The organism is Halorubrum yunnanense (assembly GCF_026586675.1).
In the GTDB taxonomy this organism is placed as follows: Archaea; Halobacteriota; Halobacteria; order Halobacteriales; family Haloferacaceae; genus Halorubrum; species Halorubrum yunnanense.
On the sequence record NZ_JAODIX010000064.1, the window covers coordinates 69,729 to 87,125 of the forward strand.

The 17,397-nt window shown below is 68.6% G+C and carries 16 protein-coding genes; 5 read left to right on the forward strand and 11 right to left on the reverse strand.

The window, feature by feature from the left end; all coding sequences use genetic code 11:
- Nucleotides 1-1,473, forward strand: a complete 1,473-nt coding sequence (locus tag N5096_RS13720; protein ID WP_267665380.1) for an acetyl-CoA hydrolase/transferase C-terminal domain-containing protein — start codon at nucleotides 1-3, stop codon at nucleotides 1,471-1,473.
- An 87-nt stretch (nucleotides 1,474-1,560) separates the two neighbouring features.
- Here the strand turns inward: N5096_RS13720 and N5096_RS13725 are convergent, their stop codons facing one another.
- The 8 genes from N5096_RS13725 to N5096_RS13760 all read right to left on the reverse strand — a co-directional run bounded on the left by N5096_RS13725 (nucleotide 1,561) and on the right by N5096_RS13760 (nucleotide 9,101).
- Nucleotides 1,561-1,803: a hypothetical protein gene (locus N5096_RS13725; RefSeq protein ID WP_267665381.1), complete on the reverse strand. Its 243-nt coding sequence runs from the start codon at nucleotides 1,801-1,803 to the stop codon at nucleotides 1,561-1,563.
- Nucleotides 1,800-3,791, reverse strand: a complete 1,992-nt coding sequence (locus tag N5096_RS13730; protein ID WP_267665382.1) for a TRAP transporter permease — start codon at nucleotides 3,789-3,791, stop codon at nucleotides 1,800-1,802. Before N5096_RS13730 ends, N5096_RS13725 begins: the two co-directional genes overlap by 4 nt.
- 82 nt (nucleotides 3,792-3,873) lie before the next feature.
- Nucleotides 3,874-5,025, reverse strand: coding sequence for a TAXI family TRAP transporter solute-binding subunit (locus N5096_RS13735; protein ID WP_267665383.1), 1,152 nt, complete (start codon nucleotides 5,023-5,025; stop codon nucleotides 3,874-3,876).
- Nucleotides 5,026-5,227: 202 nt separating this feature from the next.
- Nucleotides 5,228-5,656: a universal stress protein gene (locus N5096_RS13740; RefSeq protein WP_267665384.1), complete on the reverse strand. Its 429-nt coding sequence runs from the start codon at nucleotides 5,654-5,656 to the stop codon at nucleotides 5,228-5,230.
- 59 nt (nucleotides 5,657-5,715) lie between these two features.
- Complete coding sequence (locus N5096_RS13745; protein ID WP_267665385.1) at nucleotides 5,716-6,537, reverse strand: fumarylacetoacetate hydrolase family protein; 822 nt, start codon at nucleotides 6,535-6,537, stop codon at nucleotides 5,716-5,718.
- Nucleotides 6,538-6,585: 48 nt separating this feature from the next.
- A complete protein-coding gene (locus N5096_RS13750) occupies nucleotides 6,586-6,933 on the reverse strand; it encodes a cupin domain-containing protein (protein ID WP_267665386.1) in 348 nt (115 codons plus the stop codon).
- Complete coding sequence (locus N5096_RS13755; RefSeq protein WP_267665387.1) at nucleotides 6,930-7,718, reverse strand: SDR family oxidoreductase; 789 nt, start codon at nucleotides 7,716-7,718, stop codon at nucleotides 6,930-6,932. The genes N5096_RS13750 and N5096_RS13755 overlap by 4 nt, the downstream gene beginning before the upstream one ends.
- Nucleotides 7,719-7,781: 63 nt before the next feature.
- Nucleotides 7,782-9,101, reverse strand: a complete 1,320-nt coding sequence (locus N5096_RS13760) for a nickel pincer cofactor-dependent isomerase, group 22 (RefSeq protein ID WP_267665388.1) — start codon at nucleotides 9,099-9,101, stop codon at nucleotides 7,782-7,784.
- A 116-nt stretch (nucleotides 9,102-9,217) separates the two neighbouring features.
- Here N5096_RS13760 and N5096_RS13765 point away from each other — a divergent pair, with 116 nt between their 5' ends.
- The 3 genes from N5096_RS13765 to N5096_RS13775 all read left to right on the forward strand — a co-directional run bounded on the left by N5096_RS13765 (nucleotide 9,218) and on the right by N5096_RS13775 (nucleotide 12,827).
- A complete protein-coding gene (locus tag N5096_RS13765) occupies nucleotides 9,218-10,327 on the forward strand; it encodes a mandelate racemase/muconate lactonizing enzyme family protein (RefSeq protein ID WP_267665389.1) in 1,110 nt (369 codons plus the stop codon).
- 12 nt (nucleotides 10,328-10,339) lie between these two features.
- Nucleotides 10,340-11,557 (forward strand): mandelate racemase/muconate lactonizing enzyme family protein, encoded by a 1,218-nt coding sequence (locus N5096_RS13770; protein ID WP_267665390.1) that lies wholly within the window; start codon nucleotides 10,340-10,342, stop codon nucleotides 11,555-11,557.
- A gap of 91 nt (nucleotides 11,558-11,648) precedes the next feature.
- Nucleotides 11,649-12,827 (forward strand): acyl-CoA dehydrogenase family protein, encoded by a 1,179-nt coding sequence (locus N5096_RS13775; RefSeq protein WP_267665391.1) that lies wholly within the window; start codon nucleotides 11,649-11,651, stop codon nucleotides 12,825-12,827.
- 31 nt (nucleotides 12,828-12,858) lie between these two features.
- On the opposite strand, the gene N5096_RS13780 is transcribed toward N5096_RS13775, so the two are convergent.
- From N5096_RS13780 to htpX, 3 genes are all read right to left on the reverse strand, one after another.
- The gene (locus N5096_RS13780; RefSeq protein ID WP_267665392.1) at nucleotides 12,859-13,818 is read right to left on the reverse strand and encodes a D-2-hydroxyacid dehydrogenase; all 960 of its coding nucleotides are present in this window, start codon (nucleotides 13,816-13,818) and stop codon (nucleotides 12,859-12,861) included.
- A 63-nt stretch (nucleotides 13,819-13,881) separates the two neighbouring features.
- The gene (locus N5096_RS13785) at nucleotides 13,882-15,144 is read right to left on the reverse strand and encodes an MFS transporter (RefSeq protein WP_267665393.1); all 1,263 of its coding nucleotides are present in this window, start codon (nucleotides 15,142-15,144) and stop codon (nucleotides 13,882-13,884) included.
- Nucleotides 15,145-15,243: 99 nt separating this feature from the next.
- Complete coding sequence (gene htpX, locus N5096_RS13790) at nucleotides 15,244-16,116, reverse strand: zinc metalloprotease HtpX (RefSeq protein ID WP_267665394.1); 873 nt, start codon at nucleotides 16,114-16,116, stop codon at nucleotides 15,244-15,246.
- A 116-nt stretch (nucleotides 16,117-16,232) separates the two neighbouring features.
- Between htpX and N5096_RS13795 the strand changes: the two genes are divergently transcribed.
- The gene (locus N5096_RS13795; protein WP_267665395.1) at nucleotides 16,233-17,156 is read left to right on the forward strand and encodes an NAD-dependent epimerase/dehydratase family protein; all 924 of its coding nucleotides are present in this window, start codon (nucleotides 16,233-16,235) and stop codon (nucleotides 17,154-17,156) included.
- Nucleotides 17,157-17,397 lie beyond the last annotated feature (241 nt).

Here is a 17,397-nt window from a genome sequence, read left to right on the forward strand (position 1 = left end):
ATGAGCCGAGGCCCCGATCGGCGGCCGGTCGAGCGCCGGCTCCACGGCGACCTCCCGACCGTCGACGCGGAGGCGGCGGCCGCCGCGCTCGACGCCGACGCGACGGTGCTCACCAGCGGCTTCGGCAGTGTGGGCTACCCGAAGGCGATCCCGCTCGCGCTGGCGTCGTCGCCCCGCGACCTGTCGCTCACGCTGGTCGCCAGCGGGAAGGTCGGCGACGAGATCGACACCGAACTCGTCGGCTCGGGACAGGTCGCCCGGCGCTTCTCCTACCAGTCCTCGCGGGTCGCCCGCGAGAAGACCGACGCCCGCGAGATCGCCTTCAGCGACCGCAACGCCTCCTCGATCGGCGACGAGGTCCAGTACGGCGGGCTCGTCGACCCCGACGTCGCCGTCGTCGAGGCGGTCGCCGTCGGCGAGGACTGGTTCATCCCGTCTACGTCGCTCGGGCAGGTGCCCGCCTTCGTCGAGGCCGCCGACGAGCTGTACGTCGAGCTGAACCGCCACCAGCCGCTCGAACTACAGGCGCTCCACGACGTGTACCGGCCGGACGCGCCGCCGGACCGCGAGCCCATCCCGCTGTCTTCCCCCGGCGAGCGCATCGGGACCGCGCACGTCGGATTCGACTCCGAGAAGCTCGCGGGCGTCGTCGAGACGGAGATCTCCGACTCGACGTACACGTTCCGAGACCCGACCGACGACGACCTCGCGATCGCCGCCAACCTCGGCTCGTTCCTCCGCGAGGAGCTGGCGCGGTCTCCGGTCTTCGACGACGCGGTCCACCTCCAGTTCGGCGTCGGCTCGCTCGGCAACGCCCTGATGGGCGAGCTGCAGGCGCTTGACTTCGGCGACCGCGAGGTGGTCTACTTCGGCGAGCTCATCCAAGACGGGCTCTTCGACATGCTCGATGCCGGTGGGCTGGCGGCCGCGAGCGCGACGTCGCTCGCGCTCACCGACGAGGGCCAAGAGCGGCTCTTCGAGGACGTCGAGCGCTACGCTGAGGACGTGGTGCTCCGCCCGGCTGACGTCTCCAACCACCCGGGGCTCATCGACCAGTTCGGCGTGATCGGCGTGAACAGCGCCATCGAGTTCGACCTCTACGGGAACGTCAACTCCACGCACGTCCGCGGCGAGCGCATGATAAACGGCGTCGGCGGCTCGGCCGACTTCAACCGGAACTCGCTGATCACGGTGTGTGCGCTCCCCTCGACGCTGAACGACGGCGCGGTCTCGCGGGTCGTCCCGCAGACGTTCCACGTCGACCACACCGAACACGACATCGACGTCTTCGTCACCGAGCAGGGCGTCGCCGACGTGCGCGGGCTGTCGCCGGTCGAGCGCGCGGAGCTGGTAATCGAGCGCTGCGCGCACCCCGAGTTCGCGCCGGAGCTGCGCTCGTATCTCGACGACGTCTGCGAGCGGGACTACCACATCCCGCAGGACGTCGAGCGCGCCGCGGAATGGTTCGAGTAGCGCTCAGCGAACGACCGTTTCCGCGGTCGCGTCCATTGCGAGACGCGCCGCGAGCGAGCGGCGAACGGTCGACCGGTCGGACGGCGACTACAGGCTAACGCCGCCGCCGGTGAAGTAGAGTAACACCCACCAGCCGTAGCCGACGGCCAGCGCGGTCGCCGTCAGTATCTCCAGGGCCGTGACGTAGGTGTTCCCGTGGGCTCTGCGGAAGTCCTGAATCAGTTCGATCCGGCGCCAGACCGGCATCAGTGGCTCTGGAATGACTTCTTCGAGGCCGCCCACGTTGGACGTGTCGACCTGGTCTTCGGGGGCTTCTCTGTTCTGGCTCATTGTTTTACCTCTCTGGTGAACGGGCTCTTGAGACCGCGAACCATCACCTTCTCACCGACGAAGACGGCGACGAAGACGGCGATCCCCGCGATCTTCGCGAGCACCATCGGGTACGTCATGATGAGGACGCCGAGCACCGTGAGCGCACTTCGGGCGAAGATTATGCGCCCGACAGACATCTCGAACGGGTAGTTCAGCCCGTAGATGATGGCGATAGCGCCCATCACGACCAAGAATCCCGTGAAGAGCGTGTTGAGGCCCGGTGTCATCGAAATCAGGGCGGGGTTGTAGACGAACGCGACCGGGAGGACGAACAGCGGCGCGGCGATTTTCAGCGCCGCTCCGCAGGTCCGCCAGAAGTTCGCCTCCGCGATGCCCGCCGCGACGACTGCCGCCGTCGCCACCGGTGGTGTGATACCCGCGAGGATGGCCGCGTAGAACATCGTGTAGTGGGCGGTGATCTGCGCGACGCCGAACTCGGAGACGAACGTCGGGACGATGAGGATGGCCACGATGACGTAGGCCGCCACCGTCGGCATCCCGACGCCCATCACGATGGCGACGGCCATCCCGAGCAGCACCGCGAACAGCAGGACGCCGCCGGAGAGGTTGATCATCAGCAGCGCGATCTTCGCGGGAACGCCGGTCGTCGAGAACAGGTTCACGACGCCGCTGATGACCACGAGGATGATGGCGATGGGCGCGAGGATGATGGCGCCTCGCCGGAAGCCGTGAATCGTGTTCCTGACCTGCGTGACGAACTCCGAGACCGGCGAGACGTCAGACCCGTCGACGAGCCGCTGTACTGGCGGCATCAGGACCCCCGTGAGTATCATCGCGAAGACGGTGTACATCGCCGATGTCATCACCGTGTACTGGGCGAAGCCGAGGTAGTAGATGAGGACGCCGAACGGGACGCCGAATCGGAGCGACTCGGCGATCTTCTCGTTGCGAGTGAGCTCGTGGTCGAAGAACTCCGAGAACTCCATGTCTTGGTCGCTGGAGTCACTGATCGCGGTGTAGTGGACCGCAATGGCGATCGACGTGACCAGAATCGCTGCCGGGACGAGCCCGGCGACGACGATGTTGAGGTACGCCACGCCGAGGTACGACGCCATCACGAACGCGGACGCCCCCATGACCGGCGGGAGCACCTGCCCCGCGGTCGAGGCGACGGCCTCGATGCCGGCCGCGCGGTGGCCGGACATCCCGCTCTCTTTCATCGTCGGAATCGTGAACGACCCCGTCATGGCGGCGTTAGCCGTGTACGAACCGTTGATGGAGCCGATGACCGCCGAGGAGAGCACCGCCGTCTGTGCCACGCCCGAGCGGATGCGACCGGCCGCGACGATGGCGAGCCGGAGAATCAGGTCGAACGCGCCGTACGCGAACAGCAGCCCGGCGTACAGGAGGAACGGCGCGATCCAGGACGCGGTCAGCTGCGTGAGCGAGCCGTAGAACCCGTACAGGTCCGTGACCGTCGCCTGGAGGAGCGTCAGCTGTGACATTCCGGCGTGCCCGAGGACGCCGGGGACGGCGTCCCCGAACATCGCGTACATCATCACGCCGATGACGAGTCCGAGGAACAGGTTCCCGAACTCGCGCCAGGTGAGGTACAGCAGTGAGATGATGATGAGCCGCGCGAGCATGTACTCGTGTTCGCTGGCGAACCCCTGACGCAGGAGATACACCATCTCGAAGTTCAGGAAGAAGTAAAACGACGCCGTGATGAGTACGCCCGCCGCCGGAAGCAACACCAAGGCGTCTATCCGGCTGCCTTCTTCGAGCGATTCGCGGGTTTCGTTGAGGGCGTACACCGTCATGATGCCGCCGACGAACAGCACGGCGTACTTGACCGGCGACCACTGCTGAGTGGACGCCCACCAGAGGACGGTCACCCAGAACAGGACGGCTGTGAGCGTGACGCTGACGTCGAGGCCTCGTAGCCACCCCGCGGGACCGGTCTGTTGTTCGGATTGTGTATCCATGTTTGGGTGTGGGTTTGTTTGTAGTAAAATATTAATATTAGTTGGATTCCGCTTCGCCAGTCGGAATTACGCCAGGGGGAGGTTACGCCGTGTCGCCCTCTTGGAGGCTGTCGTCCCAGGCGTCGTTGTCCTTGTAGTACTGGACTGCGCCGGGGTGGACCGGGATGCTCTCCTGCGCGTAGGCGAGCATCTCCTCGGCGGAGTCGTAGTCGTTGAACTGCGCCTCCCCGTTGTTGACGACGTCGTTGTGCTCGACGGCGATGCGGCAGAGCTCGTAGACGGCGTCCGGGTTGGCCTCGGGGTTGAACGTGTAGTTGACCTCGAGGTCCCAGGTGAACACCTCGTCGGTACCGATGTCCGTGTCCGCGATCGGCCACTCGCTGTAGGGCGTTCGGGTCGTGCCGGCACCCGAGTACGACTCCGCGGACTCGATGAGCGCGTCGGTCGGCTCGACGTAGTGGAGGTCGACGCGGGAGGCCATCTCCTGAACGAAGCCGGTGTACCGGACCCCCGGCGCGCCGTACGCGATGGACGCGTCGATGCTGCCTTCCTCCATCGCGCCGGGCGCGTCACCGACGCCCATGTTCTGGATGTTCATCTGGTCGTAGACGTCTGCGGTCGGATCCTGCGACCAGACGTCGAGGGTCGTCGCGCGCGTCGAGTACCCCGGCTCGGCGGGGTAGACGTTCTTCCCGGCGAGGTCGTCGAACGTCTCGATGTCCGTGCCGTCGCGAGCGACGACGTAGATGCTGTACGGGAACGCGCCGAATCCGTACTGAGGGATTCGGGACACCGACTGCTCGGAGAATCGGCCGCGGTCGTCGAGCGCCTTGTTGAGGGAGTTGTTGTCGGTGATGCCGGCGTTGAACTGTTCCTGGGCCATCCGGTAGATGGTCCCGATGTACCCCGGGCTCTCGATGGTCGAGTAGTCGAGCGTGTCGCTCTCCTGGCTGACGGCGCGCTCGACGGCGAGCCCGACGTCTTGGGTCCCGCCGGCGGACGTGCCGACACGGAGCGAGAGTTGCTCGCTGCCGCCGTCGTCGCCGTCGGATCCGTCAGATCCGTCGGATCCGTCCATTCCGTCGTCGCCGTCGGATCCGTCAGATCCGTCGGATCCGTCGGACCCATCCGACCCGTCCCCACCGTCGCCGCCGCTACAGCCGGCGAGTCCGGTGATGCCTACTGCGCCCGTACCGTATAGGAACTTGCGTCGATTAACTGAGTTATCTGCCATACTCAACCGTGACATTACGGCCGATGATTAACAATGTATCTGTTTGTTTCAGTTTAAACAGCGAGAATACTCCTCGTGACGCCTGTCGAACATGTTATCTGTGTCAATTCACCAATGTTAAAGATGTATCGCCGCCATTTACCAGAATGAAAGGAGAGATTCCCGCGCTTCAGGACGAGAAGATTGTCACCCGCTGAGAACGTCACTCGTCAAGGATGACTGTCACGGGACGGTCGGCCCCCAGGAGCACCGATTGGGTGGTGCTCCCGAACAGCATCTTTCCGGTCGGACTCCGGTGCCGCCCGCTCATCGTGATGTTGTCGGCGTCGATCTCCGCGGCGACGTCGACGATCGTGTCGGCGGGCTCGCCGTGTTCGCGGCGCCGAGTCGTCTCGACCCCGGCCGCAGTCAGCCGGTCCTCGACGGTGTCGACGACCTCGGGGTAGTTCTCCTCGTCCCACACGTCCTCGGAGTCGACGCGGCCGGCCTCGCCGCTGACCTCGAACCCCTCGTAGACGTTGAGTATCACCACTTCGACCTCTTCGTCGGCGTTCGGCAGCGACGCGACGGAATCGACCGCGGCCAGTACGTGCTCGGAATCCCCGCCGACGGGGAGCAGTACGCGGTACATACGGAGACCTAACAGAACACGGATAATAAAGGTGGCTGCCGGTGCCGGAGCTGAACGCCTTACCGCGTCACCGGCGCGCCGACGGTCCCGATCGACTCGACGACCGCCCGCACCTCGTCGCCGGGGTCGATGGGCGCCGCGCCGGGCGTCCCGGTGCTGAACAGGTCGCCGGGCTCCAGCGTCATCACGTCGGAGTGGAACGAGACGATCTCGGCCGGCGGGAACAGCATGTTCCGGATCTCGTTTTCCGCCCGCACCTCGCCGTTGACCTCGGTCCGCACCGAGAGCCCGCCGAGGTCGAGGGGCCCCTCCGGCACCGCCAGCGCGGCGCCTGGCACGAGGAACGTGTCGTAGCTCTTCGCCCGCGTGAGGAACCGGGGGTTCCGCTGGAGCACGTCCTCGGCGGTCATGTCGATCACGGGGAGGAAGCCGGCGACCACGTCGCCGACGTCCCCCTCGTCGACGTTCCGGCAGGTCCGGCCCGTCACGACCCCTAGCTCCGCCTCGGCGGTCACCCGCTCGCTCTGCGACTCCGGCGGCAGGCGGATCGGGCCGCCGGGCCCCGTCAGGACCGACGACGGCTTCATGAAGCTGGCCGGCTCCTCCGGGCGCTGCTCGTCGAGGTCGCCGGCGTGCTCCTCGTAGTTCAGGCCGATCCCCCACAGCTTCCCGAACGACGCCAGGGGCGCGCCGAACGAGATGTCGGCGGCCGGGACGGGCTCCGCGGTTGCGTCGGCGACGTCGCCCAGGTCGCCCGCGGCCGCCCGGGGGAGCGCGTCGCGGACGGTCTCGACGCCCGGCTCGACGGCGCTGAGAGGGACGTACCCCTCGCCGCCGCCGAGCAGGGGATCGCCGGTCGCCGTGCGTGCGAGGTACTTCATCGCGGGTTCGCCTCGGTCGCCCTCATCGGGCGTTCGCTCCGTTCATGATCACTCCTCGCGGTCCGTCCAGAAGTCGAACGAGCGCCCGGGCGCGAACACGTCGAGCCCGACTGCGCGCTCGTCGCCGGTGTTCTCCACTCGGTGGGTCTCGTCGGACTCCAGGAGGACGGAGTCGTTCTTCCGGAGAGTGACCTCGTCGTCCTCGGTGGCGACCGTGAGCTCGCCCTCCAAGCAGAGACACACCTGCTCGTTCTCGTGGTCGTGCATCGGCGAGCTGTGGCCCGCCGGCTTCTCGAACCACTCGAAGGAGAACTGGTCGCTGCCCGCCATCGACACGCGCCGCCAGCCCTTGTCCGGCTCGTACGTCTCCGCCTCGTCGAACGCGACCGGCTTCATAGGTTCGCCCCGGTCGAGCCGCCGTCTATCGGGAGCGCAGTCCCGTTGATGTACCCCGACTTCGGCGACGAGAGGAACGCGACGGTGTTGCCGAGCTCCATCGGGTCGCCGATGCGCCCGAGGGGGTTCTGCGCCCAGTCGTCGAGCCCCTCCTCGTAGGAGTCGTAGTCGCCGCGCTCGACGGCGGCCTCGACGAGGTCACGGATCCGGCTCGTCTCGTGGGGGCCGGGGAGGACGGCGTTCGCGCGGATCTCCGGGGCGAACTCCTTCGAGAGCGTCTTCTCGAGCCCGATGACGCCCATCCGGACGGAGTTGGACAAGACGAGGCTGTCGATGGCCTCCTTCACGCTCCGGGAGGTGATGTTGACGATGGTGCCGCCGTCGCCCTCCTTGAGGTGCGGGTACGACTCCCGCGCCAGCCGGACGACGCTCATCACGAGCAGGTCGTAGGCGTGCTGCCAGTCCTCGTCGTCGGTGTCGAGGAAGGAGCCGGACGGCGGGCCGCCCGCGCTCGTCACGAGGTGGTCGATCGTGCCGAACGCGTCGACGGTCGCCTCCACGAGCGCCGCGACCTCGTCGGCGTCGGTCAGGTCGGCGGAGTGGGCCACGACCTCGCCCGTCGCGACCGCCTCGACCTCCTCTTTCGCGGCCGCCAGTCGCTCCTCGTCGCGGCCGTTGATGACCACGTTCACGCCCTCTCGGGCCAGCGCTTTCGCCGATGCCTTGCCGAGTCCGCTGGACGACGCCGTGACGAGGGCCGCGTTCCCGTCGATCTGTAAGTCCATGCCTCATTCATCCCCGGTCCGGCGTGAAAACGTTTCCCTACAGGCAAGCGGACGGGCTCGCCCTCACGCGCCCGAATCGCCCGCCGGTTCCGCCTCGAACCCTGCTGTCCCGTCGTCGAACCCGACCCTCTCGCGGCCGACCACCGTCGCCGCGTCGGGAAGCTCGTCGACCACCGCGTCGGAGACGCGGAGCTCGCCGAGGTCCTGCGTGTTCCGGACCCAGACGATCCGGACCGTCTCGGGGTCGTAGCCGCCGAGCGCCGCCAGCCCGGTGCGGAGCGCGAACTCGTCGTCTGGCGCGACCACCGGGAGCTTCGACTTCGAGAGCGACCCGCTCGTGAGCGCGTTCGCGTACGTCTTCTTCAGGTCGAGCCCGTCGACCGCGGACCGCCGAGTGAGGTCGGCGAGGCCGATCCCGTTGCCGTTCCCCTTGGTCGCCTCCGTGAGCCCGCGGACGTAGATGAGGTCGATGTCGGGGGTCTCGGGGTCCGGCGCGTTGAGGACGCGGTAGCGGCCGATGACGTTCGTGTCCATCCCCGCGCCCGAGACCTCCTTGCCGATCTCGTCGACGACGAGGAGGTCGACGTCGTCGACCGGGAGCGTCGGCATCTCCTCGTACGCGCGCTCCAACAGCTCGGGCTCGCGGTCGAGGAACGAGCCGGCGGGGACGGCCTCCAGGTGACCGATCTCCTCCTCGAAGTTCTCGACGAGCGCGATCCCGCCGATCAGCGGCGTCTCGCGCTCGATGACGTCGAGCGCGGCCGTCAGCGCCTCGACGTACCCCTCGGCGATCGCCGTCGAGTGGAACGACTTCGCGCCGCGCTGTTTGCCGAGCCCGACGACGGTCATCTTCGCGAGTCCGCTCTCGATCGGCCCGGTGAAGTTGGTATGTGCCTTCACCCGGTTTATCACGAGGGCGGCGTCGGCCGCGAGCGCCGCCTCCGAGAAGTACACTGGGAGGTCCGCGTCGCCGACCGACACGGTCGCCAGCTCCGCGGCCGCCATGCGCGCGTCGATCGGCGCGCCGACCGTCTCTTCGGTGATCCCGAGCGCCTCCAACACCTCGCGCTGTCCCTCGGGAGTCGCGCCGCCGTGGCTGCCCATGGCCGGCACGACCACGGGGTCGAAGCCGCGCTCGGCGAGCCGGTCGACGACCGCCGCCGCGACCTCGTCGATCCGGTCTATCCCGCGGCTGCCGACCCCGACGGCCACGGTCGCGCCCGCGGGGAGGGCGTCGAGGTCGAGGGCGTCGAGCGCCTCGCGCGCCGCCCCGACGGGGTCGTCCAGGCGCTCCGTCTGCGGCTCGTACCGCACTCGCGCGAACCCCGGGAGCGGCTGCGGGTCGATGAGGTGATCCACGTCGGATCGCTCGGGAAACTCCATGTGGGGTCCCTCGCGGCGGCGATACAAAAGCTGCGGGTGGCGTCCCGACCGGACGGCCCCGAGAGAGGTTTGCCGATACAGGGGTCTACTTGTACCCGTGCGACAGCGGACCACGCATGGAGATAACCGAAGTCGAGTCGTTCCCGATCAAGCTGCCGCTGGAGTCGCCTGTCTCCTTCTCCAACCGGACGCTCACCTATCGGGACCACGCGATCACGTACGTGCGGACGGACACCGGCCACGAGGGGGTCGGCTACTCGCTGGGGTACGAGGGGGCCGGCCTCATCGCCGACGCGGTCGAGTCGATGCTCGAACCGCTGCTCGTCGGCGAGGACCCACGCGACACCGAGCGCCTGTGGCACGAGATGTACGACGGGAACGTCCAGATTGGCCGCACCGGCCTCTTCTTGCGTGCTATCTCGACGGTCGACATCGCGCTCTGGGACGTGAAGGCGAAGGCCGCCGAGACCCCCCTCCACAAGCTGCTCGGCGGGCACTCGGAGTCGGTGCCGTCGTACGCCAGCGGCGGCTACTACCGCGACGACAAGGGCCACGAGGCGCTCCGCGGCGAGATGCGGCGCTATCTCGACGAGGGCCACGACACCGTGAAGATGAAGGTCGGCCGCCTGTCGGCCGCCGAAGAGGCCGAGCGCGTCGCCGCGGTGCGCGACGAGATCGGCGACGAGCGAACCCTGCTTCTCGACGCCAACGGCGTCTGGGAGTCCAGTACGGAAGCGCTCCGCAACTGCCGGGCGTTCGAGCCCCACGACCCGTACTTCATCGAGGAGCCCGTGATGATCGACCGCGTCGACACGATGGCCGAGGTGAACGACGGGATCGACTACCCCGTCGCCACCGGCGAACTGGAGGGGACCCGGCACAACTTCGCGCGGCTCGCCGACACGGGCGCGGCGACGATCCTCCAGCCCGACGTCACCGTCTGCGGCGGGATCACGGAGTGGCTGAAAATCGCCAACCACGCCTCGGCGTACGACATCCCCATCGCCCCCCACTACAACTGGAACCTCCACGCCTCCCTGCTCGGCGCCATCGAGAACGGCCTCTGGGTGGAGTACTTCTACCGCGACATGGACGTGAAGGCGTTCGACGACGTCGTTGCCGACCCCCTCAAGCCCGGCGACGACGGCATGATAACGCTCCCCGACCGCCCCGGCCACGGCGTCCCGCTCGACAAGGACGCGCTCGCAAAATTCGCCGACGACTGATTCCGTATATAAATGAGAGACTACTCAGACCAGATCGACACCCGTGACCCGGACCGAGACGTACAGATCACCGGCCTCGACGCCTGCGTCGTCGAGGGGAACTTCGAGTGGAACCTGATCAAAGTGGAGACCGACGCCGGCGTCACCGGCATCGGGGAGGCGTACCGCGGCGGCGGCGTCCCGGAGCTCGTCGAGTACACGAACCGGTTCCTCGTCGGCGAGAACCCGCTCGACGTCGAGCGGCTGGTGCGCTACGTCTTCCAGGAGATGTCGGGCCACGGCGGCACGACCGGGAAGGTCGTCACCGCGGCCTCCGGCATCGAGATCGCCCTCTTGGACGCCGCCGGGAAGATCCTCGGGCTCCCCGTCTACCAACTGCTCGGCTCGAAGTACCGCGACGAGGTCCGGCTCTACTGCGACTGCCACGCCGGCGAGGCGTACGCGGTAGAAGACGGCGCGACCGACTACGCCGGGGGCGAGGCGTACACGCCCGAGGCGTACGCCGCCGAGGCCGCCCGCGTCACCGACATGGGATTCGAGGCGCTGAAGTTCGACCTCGACCTCCCCGCCGACAACGAGAACGACCCGTACAACGGGCGCCTGACGAACGCGGCGATCCGGGAGAAGCGGGAGATCGTCGCCGCCGTGCGCGAGGAGATCGGGGACGACGTCGACCTCGCGTTCGACTGTCACTGGGACTACTCCGTCGAGAGCGCGAAGCGGCTCGCCCACGAGCTCGAGGAGTTCGACCTGATGTGGCTCGAGGACCTGATCCCCCCCGAAAATATGGAGGCGCAAAAGGAGGTGACGAAGGCGACGCGGACTCCGGTTGCGACGGGAGAGAACCGCTTCCGCGTCTTCGAGCTGTCGGACCTCATCTACGAGCACGGCGTCGACATCGTTACGCCCGACCCCGCGACGGTCGGCGGGCTCACCGAGACGATGCGGATCGCCGACCGCGCCGAGGAGAACTACATGCCGCTGTCGCCGCACAACGTCTGTAGCCCGGTCGGGACGATGGCCTGCGTCCACCTCGGCGCGGCCACGCCGAACTTCGACCTGCTGGAGTACCACGCGCTGGAGGTCGACTGGTGGGACGACCTGCTGGCGCGCGACGACCCGCTGATCGACGACGGCCGCATCGAGGTGCCGGAGGCGCCCGGCCTCGGCATCGAGCTCGACGACGACGTCGTCGAGGAGCACTTACTCGAGGGAACCGACGAATTCTGAAGCCGGAAGCGCGGCGTCGTCTCGACGTGCGATCTCGGCGCCCCGAACGGCGAGAGTATACTTATTTATCCTTGGTATCGCTAGCGGTCGTATGCTCGACTACTTCGACATGGAGTCGACCCTGTCCGAGGAGGAGCGGATGCTCGTCGACTCCGCCCGGTCGTTCATCGACGGCGAGGTCGACGACATGGGCGAACACTGGATCGACGGCACGTTCCCCACGGAGCTCATCTCCAAGATGGGCGAGATGGGATTCTACGCGCCGAACCTCGAGGGGTACGGCCTGCCGGGCGTCAGCGAGCGAGCCTACGGCCTGCTGATGCGCGAGCTGGAGGCGTGCGACTCCGGGCTCCGCTCGATGGCGAGCGTGCAGGGCGCGCTGGTGATGTACCCGATCCACGCGTTCGGCAGCGACGAGCAGAAGGAGAAGTGGCTCCCGAAGCTCGGCACCGGCGAGGCGGTCGGCTGCTTCGGGCTGACGGAGCCGGAGCACGGATCGAACCCCTCCGCGATGGAGACGCGCGCCGAACGTGCTGGCGGGCACGCGGCCGACGGCGACGATTACGTACTTAACGGCTCCAAGACGTGGATCACGAACTCTCCGATCGCGGACGTCGCCGTCGTCTGGGCGAAGGACCACACCGAAGACGGCACCCCCGTCCGCGGCTTCCTCGTCGAGACCGACCGCGACGGCGTCACCACCAACAAGATCGACGAGAAGCTCAGCCTGCGCGCGTCGATCACGGGCGAGATCAGCCTGCAGGACGTGCGCCTCCCCGCCGAGAACCGCCTCCCCGACGTCGAGGGGATGAAGGGGCCGCTGTCGTGTCTCACCCAGGCCCGCTACGGGATCGCGTGGGGCGCGGTCGGGGCGGCGGCGGACTGCTTCGAGGTCGCCCGCGACTACGCCACCGACCGCGAGCAGTTCGGGAAGCCGATCGGCGGCTTCCAGATGCAACAGCAGAAGCTCGCGGAGATGGCGACGCAGATCACGCTCGCGCAGCTGCTCGCTCACCGCCTCGCGGACCTCAAGGAGGCGGGCGAGATGCGCCCGCAGCACGTCTCGATGGCCAAGCGCAACAACGTCCGCACCGCCCGCGATCAGTCGCGGATCGCCCGGGAGATGCTCGGCGGCAACGGGATCACGGCCGACTACTCGCCCATGCGCCACATGGCGAACATGGAGACGGTGTACACCTACGAGGGCACCCACGACATCCACACGCTGATCCTCGGCGAGGACATCACCGGGATGCAGGCGTACCAGTAGCGCGGGGCGCTCCGTTTTTCGACACCGCTTTTCAGGCCACCTGATTCTTCAGCCCCTCGTACTCGCCGGTCTCGGCGACTCGCTCGAGGTTCCCGGCGAGAATATCGGCGCGCCGGTCCCAGTAGTTCGGCGTGTGGCCCGCGACGTGGGGCGTCAGGAAGACGTTCTCGAACCCCCACAGGTCGTGGTCGCTCGGGAGCGGCTCGGGGTCGGTGACGTCGAGCGCGGCGCCGTGGAGCGCGTTCGACCGCAGCGCGTCCACGAGCGCGGGCGTGTCGATCACGCCGCCGCGCGCGACGTTGACGACGATCGCGTCCGTCGGCAGCGCGTCGAGCTCGGGCTCACCGATCAGCCCCTCCGTCGTCTCCGTCAGCGGGCACGCGAGGACGAGCACGTCCGTCCGCGGCAGCACGTCCGGGAGGTCGCCGTACCCGACCACCTCGTCGGTCGGGCCGCCCTTCGCGACGGTGTGGCGGACCCCGATCGAGTCGACGTCGAACCCCGCGAACCGCTCGACGACCGCCTCACCGATCGACCCCAGCCCGACGACCGTCACGGTGCTGCCGGCGAGCTCGGTGAACGACTGGAAGCGGCGCCACTCTCGGCGTCGCTGGCGGCGGCGTCCCTCGTCGAGGCGCCGCGCGAACGTCAGCACCCAGCCGAGGACGTGCTCGGCGACGTTCGGGCCGTGGACCCCGGAGGCGTTCGTCACCGCGACGCCCCGGTCGGCGAGCGCGTCCAGCGGGAGGTGGTCGACGCCGGCGGCGTTGCACGCGAACAGCCGCAGGTTCTCGGCTGCCGCGACCTCCTGGGCGTCGATGTACTTCCCGGCGACGACCGTCGCCTCCCGCAGGTAGCGGTCGTGTTCGTCGGGCGTCGCCGCGAGCCGCACCTCGCGGTCGGGGAGGCGTCGGTCGAGCGTCTCCGCGTAGTCGGCCGCCGGGATCCCGTGCGCGTCGTGGTCGAGCACCGCGACGTCGATGGTGGACATGGTCGACGCGTCGCGGTCGGCCGACAAAGTTCTCGGGGTGGCGGCGGTCGAGGCGACTGAGCCTTACCCCTCCATCCGGATCGGCGGTGACGCGCTCATCAGGAGGAGGCAGACGACCCCGACGCCCCCGCCGAGGAGGCCGGTGCCGACGCCGACCGCGCGGACCGCCGTCTCGAAGCCGAGCGGGCGGGTCGCGGCCGCGACGGCGACGCCCATGAACACCGGAGTCGCCGTCGCCGCCGCGCGCCCGCTCCCCTCGCCGAGGCTGACGAGGCCGCCGCGCAGGTCCGCGGGCGGGAGCGCCGTGATGACGCTCCGGTAGATGGAGAGCACGAGCCCGAACCCGACCCCCATGAAGACGACGCCGACGGCGGCGACCGCGAACGACGGGGCGAGGAAGACGAGCGCGAGGCCGGCGCCCATCGAGGCGTTCGCGGCGACGAGCGGGTAGAGGCGGTCGTCGACGGCGTCGGCGATCCGGCCGGCCTGCGACGCCGCGAGCGCGTACGTGAGGCTCGCGAGCGCCGCGAGAACCCCCGCCTCCGCCGGCGTGTCGCCGAGCACGTCGACGACGAGGATCGAGTTGTACGTGAGGAAGCCGAACCACGCGACGTTCGCGCTCCCCCGCGCGACGACCATGGTCCACGCCCGGCGCTGGGCGACCAGCGCCCGCATGTCGGCGAGCTGCTCCCGGACCCCTGCACCCGATCCCGCCTCCGACTTCCCGTCGTCCGCCTCGTCGAGCGGCTCTTCGAAGTAGCCGTAGACGACCGCCGCGATCGGGAAGGCGACGGCGTACAGCAGGAACGGGTACTGCCACGCCATCCCGACGAGGACACCCGCGGCCAGCGGGAACGCCGTCTGCGAGAGCCCCGAGCCGGTGAACCGGAGCCCCTGCGCGGTCGCCTCCTTCGTCCCCGCGTACAGGTCGCCGAGGCTGGTGATGATGATCGGCGTGAGCGCGGCGAAGCCGATCCCCTGGAGCGCGCGCAGGGCGAGCGCCGCGGCGAACGTGGAGACGAAGGCGATGGCGGTGCCGGTGAGCCCGAACCAGACGAGCCCGAAGAGCAGCACCGGGCGCCGCCCGTACCGGTCGGAGATCACGCCCGCGATCGGGATGACGACGATGGACGGCGCGGTGAACGCCGACATCATCAGCCCGATGTTCGTCGTCGACGCGCCCAGCGGCTCGACGAGCGAGCCGAGCACCGGCGAGAGGAGCGCGGTGCCGAGCGGCGGGAGCACGTTGATGAGGAGGAGCAGCTGGAAGGGCCGCTCCCGGACGATCCCCGACTCGGCTCCCGCTATCGACGAGAACGATGCCACGCCTGGCCGCAGGCGGTCGCCCGGATTAAAGCTACGCGTTGGGGCAGCCGACCGCGTCTCGAGGCGGCCACGCGTCGACCGACGGGAAACCGGGTCCAGTCAGGCCGTCTCCATCTCGCGCTCGAGGTCGCGGAGCCGCTCGATGCGGTTCTCGGTCGACGGGTGCGTCGAGGCGAGCTTCCCGACGAACCCCGCCTTGACCGGGATGATGAAGAACGCGTTCATCTCCGCCTCCTCGCGGAGGTCCTCCTTCGGCACGCGGTCCATCCGGCCGTCGATCGTCATCAGCGCCGACGCGAGCGCGCCGGGCTTCCCCGTGATCAGCGCGGCGCCGCGGTCGGCGGAGTACTCGCGGTACCGCGAGAGGGCGCGGATCAGCAGGAACGAAATGATCCAGACGAGGATCGACACGAGGATCGCGACGATGACGGGCGCGCCCTGCCGATTGTCGCCGCTGAACAGCCACCCCCACCGGACGATAAAGAAGGCGATAGTCGAGAGGAACGAGGCGATGGTCATCACCATCACGTCGCGGTTCTTCACGTGCGCGAGCTCGTGGGCGAGTACGCCGTCGAGCTCGTCGTCGTCCAGCGACCGGAGCAGCCCGGTCGTCACCGCGACGGTCGCGTTCTTCTTGTTCCGGCCGGTCGCGAACGCGTTCGGCACCTGCGTGTCGGCGACGGCGACGGCCGGCTTCGGGAGGTCGGCCTGCTGGCTCAGACGCTCCACCCGGCGGTGGAGGTCCGGATACTCCTCGGCGCTCACCTCGCGGGCGCCCATGCTCCGCAGCGCGAGCTTGTCGCTGAAGAAGTACTGGGCGAGCGAGAACAGCCCGAACATCGCGAGCGTGAAGATGATCCCGACGTTGAACACCTCGATCAGGACGCCGATGAACACGACGTAGAGGGCGAAGAGGAGGAACATCGTGAACCCCATTCGGCCACGCAGTCCCCAGTCGGTCTTCCATTCCATACGCGAGTTTTACCGTTCGCCGGATTAAAGCCTGCCGGGGTTCCGAGAGCGTCGTCGAGCGCGTGCGGTCGCCCGACGACGGTGCGCTTTTGCCTCGGCGCGAGCGACCCGCACCCATGGAAACCGTCCTCGTCACCGGCGGCCGCGGCGCCTCCGGGCGCTGGGTCGCCGACCGACTCGCCGGCGACTACGAGGTCGTCGTCGTCGACTACGAGCACCCCGGACTCGACGTCGACCCGGCGCCGCACGTCTCGCTCCGCGCCGCCGACCTCGCCGACCGCGGCGAGGCGCTCGACGTCGTCCACGCGGTCGACCCCGACGCCGTCGTCCACTGGGCCGCGATCCCGGTCGCCGGTACCCACCCCGACGGGCGGGTGTTCGAGACGAACGTTCACGCCGCGAAGAACGTCCTCGACGCCGCTGGCCGCGCCGACGCCCGGATCGTCCAGGCGTCGAGCGACGGCGCGTACGGCTTCTTTTTCGCGGAGCCGACCCCGCTCCCGGACGAGCTCCCGGTCAGCGAGGCGCACCCGCTCCGGCCGGAGGACCCCTACGGGCTCTCGAAGGTGACGGCGGAAGCGGCCGCTGGCGCGGTCGCGCGCCGCGAGGGCGTTCCCGCCGTGTCGATCCGCCCGTCGTGGATCCAGTACCCCGGCGCGTACGCCTGCCGGAGCGACGAGTACGTCGACGACCTGGACGCCGGCGCCGGCAACTTTTGGTCGTACGTCGACGCCCGCGACGTCGCCGACCTCGTCGCCGCCGCGCTCGCGGGGACGGCAGAGCCGAACCCGGCCGTGGCGCCCGGCACCCACGAGGCGGTCAACTGCGTCGCGGCCGACAACGCGCTTGGACGCCCGCTGCTCGACCTCCTGCGCGAGTCGTACGGCGCGGCTCCCGACGACTCCCGAGTCGACGGGGGCGACGACCGAAGCGCCTACGCGATCGAAAAGGCCGAGCGGCTGTTCGGGTGGGAGCCGACCCAATCGTGGCGCGAGGCAGCCGAGGCGGATGTCCCCGAGCCAACGCTGTTCGAGCGGTAGACTCCGAACGCCCTGTTTATAAGTCGTGTTGCGGTGGCGCGCGCCTCCGAACGGCCGCCATCGGCGGCCGTGAGGAGCGCGTGCGAGGGAGTCGGTCGTCCGGAGCGAAGCGGAGGGCGGCCGACGAGGCTGGGGAGGCGCGAGGCTGCGGTCGCTGTGCGGGGTGGGATTCATACGGTCGTGCGAAACTATTTACCGTTATAGATTCAATTTTGTGTAATGAGTCGGTTGGACGATATCT

Bases quoted from the DNA above. Each gene is read 5' to 3' on its own strand.
- N5096_RS13730 (WP_267665382.1), bottom strand. From the start codon at position 3,791: ATGGATACACAATCCGAACAACAGACCGGTCCCGCGGGGTGGCTACGA.
- N5096_RS13720 (WP_267665380.1), top strand. From the start codon at position 1: ATGAGCCGAGGCCCCGATCGGCGGCCGGTCGAGCGCCGGCTCCACGGC.
- N5096_RS13765 (WP_267665389.1), top strand. From the start codon at position 9,218: ATGGAGATAACCGAAGTCGAGTCGTTCCCGATCAAGCTGCCGCTGGAG.
- N5096_RS13780 (WP_267665392.1), bottom strand. From the start codon at position 13,818: ATGTCCACCATCGACGTCGCGGTGCTCGACCACGACGCGCACGGGATC.
- htpX (WP_267665394.1), bottom strand. From the start codon at position 16,116: ATGGAATGGAAGACCGACTGGGGACTGCGTGGCCGAATGGGGTTCACG.
- N5096_RS13735 (WP_267665383.1), bottom strand. From the start codon at position 5,025: ATGGCAGATAACTCAGTTAATCGACGCAAGTTCCTATACGGTACGGGC.
- N5096_RS13775 (WP_267665391.1), top strand. From the start codon at position 11,649: ATGCTCGACTACTTCGACATGGAGTCGACCCTGTCCGAGGAGGAGCGG.
- N5096_RS13750 (WP_267665386.1), bottom strand. From the start codon at position 6,933: ATGAAGCCGGTCGCGTTCGACGAGGCGGAGACGTACGAGCCGGACAAG.
- N5096_RS13760 (WP_267665388.1), bottom strand. From the start codon at position 9,101: ATGGAGTTTCCCGAGCGATCCGACGTGGATCACCTCATCGACCCGCAG.
- N5096_RS13740 (WP_267665384.1), bottom strand. From the start codon at position 5,656: ATGTACCGCGTACTGCTCCCCGTCGGCGGGGATTCCGAGCACGTACTG.
- N5096_RS13755 (WP_267665387.1), bottom strand. From the start codon at position 7,718: ATGGACTTACAGATCGACGGGAACGCGGCCCTCGTCACGGCGTCGTCC.
- N5096_RS13725 (WP_267665381.1), bottom strand. From the start codon at position 1,803: ATGAGCCAGAACAGAGAAGCCCCCGAAGACCAGGTCGACACGTCCAAC.
- N5096_RS13770 (WP_267665390.1), top strand. From the start codon at position 10,340: ATGAGAGACTACTCAGACCAGATCGACACCCGTGACCCGGACCGAGAC.
- N5096_RS13745 (WP_267665385.1), bottom strand. From the start codon at position 6,537: ATGAAGTACCTCGCACGCACGGCGACCGGCGATCCCCTGCTCGGCGGC.
- N5096_RS13795 (WP_267665395.1), top strand. From the start codon at position 16,233: ATGGAAACCGTCCTCGTCACCGGCGGCCGCGGCGCCTCCGGGCGCTGG.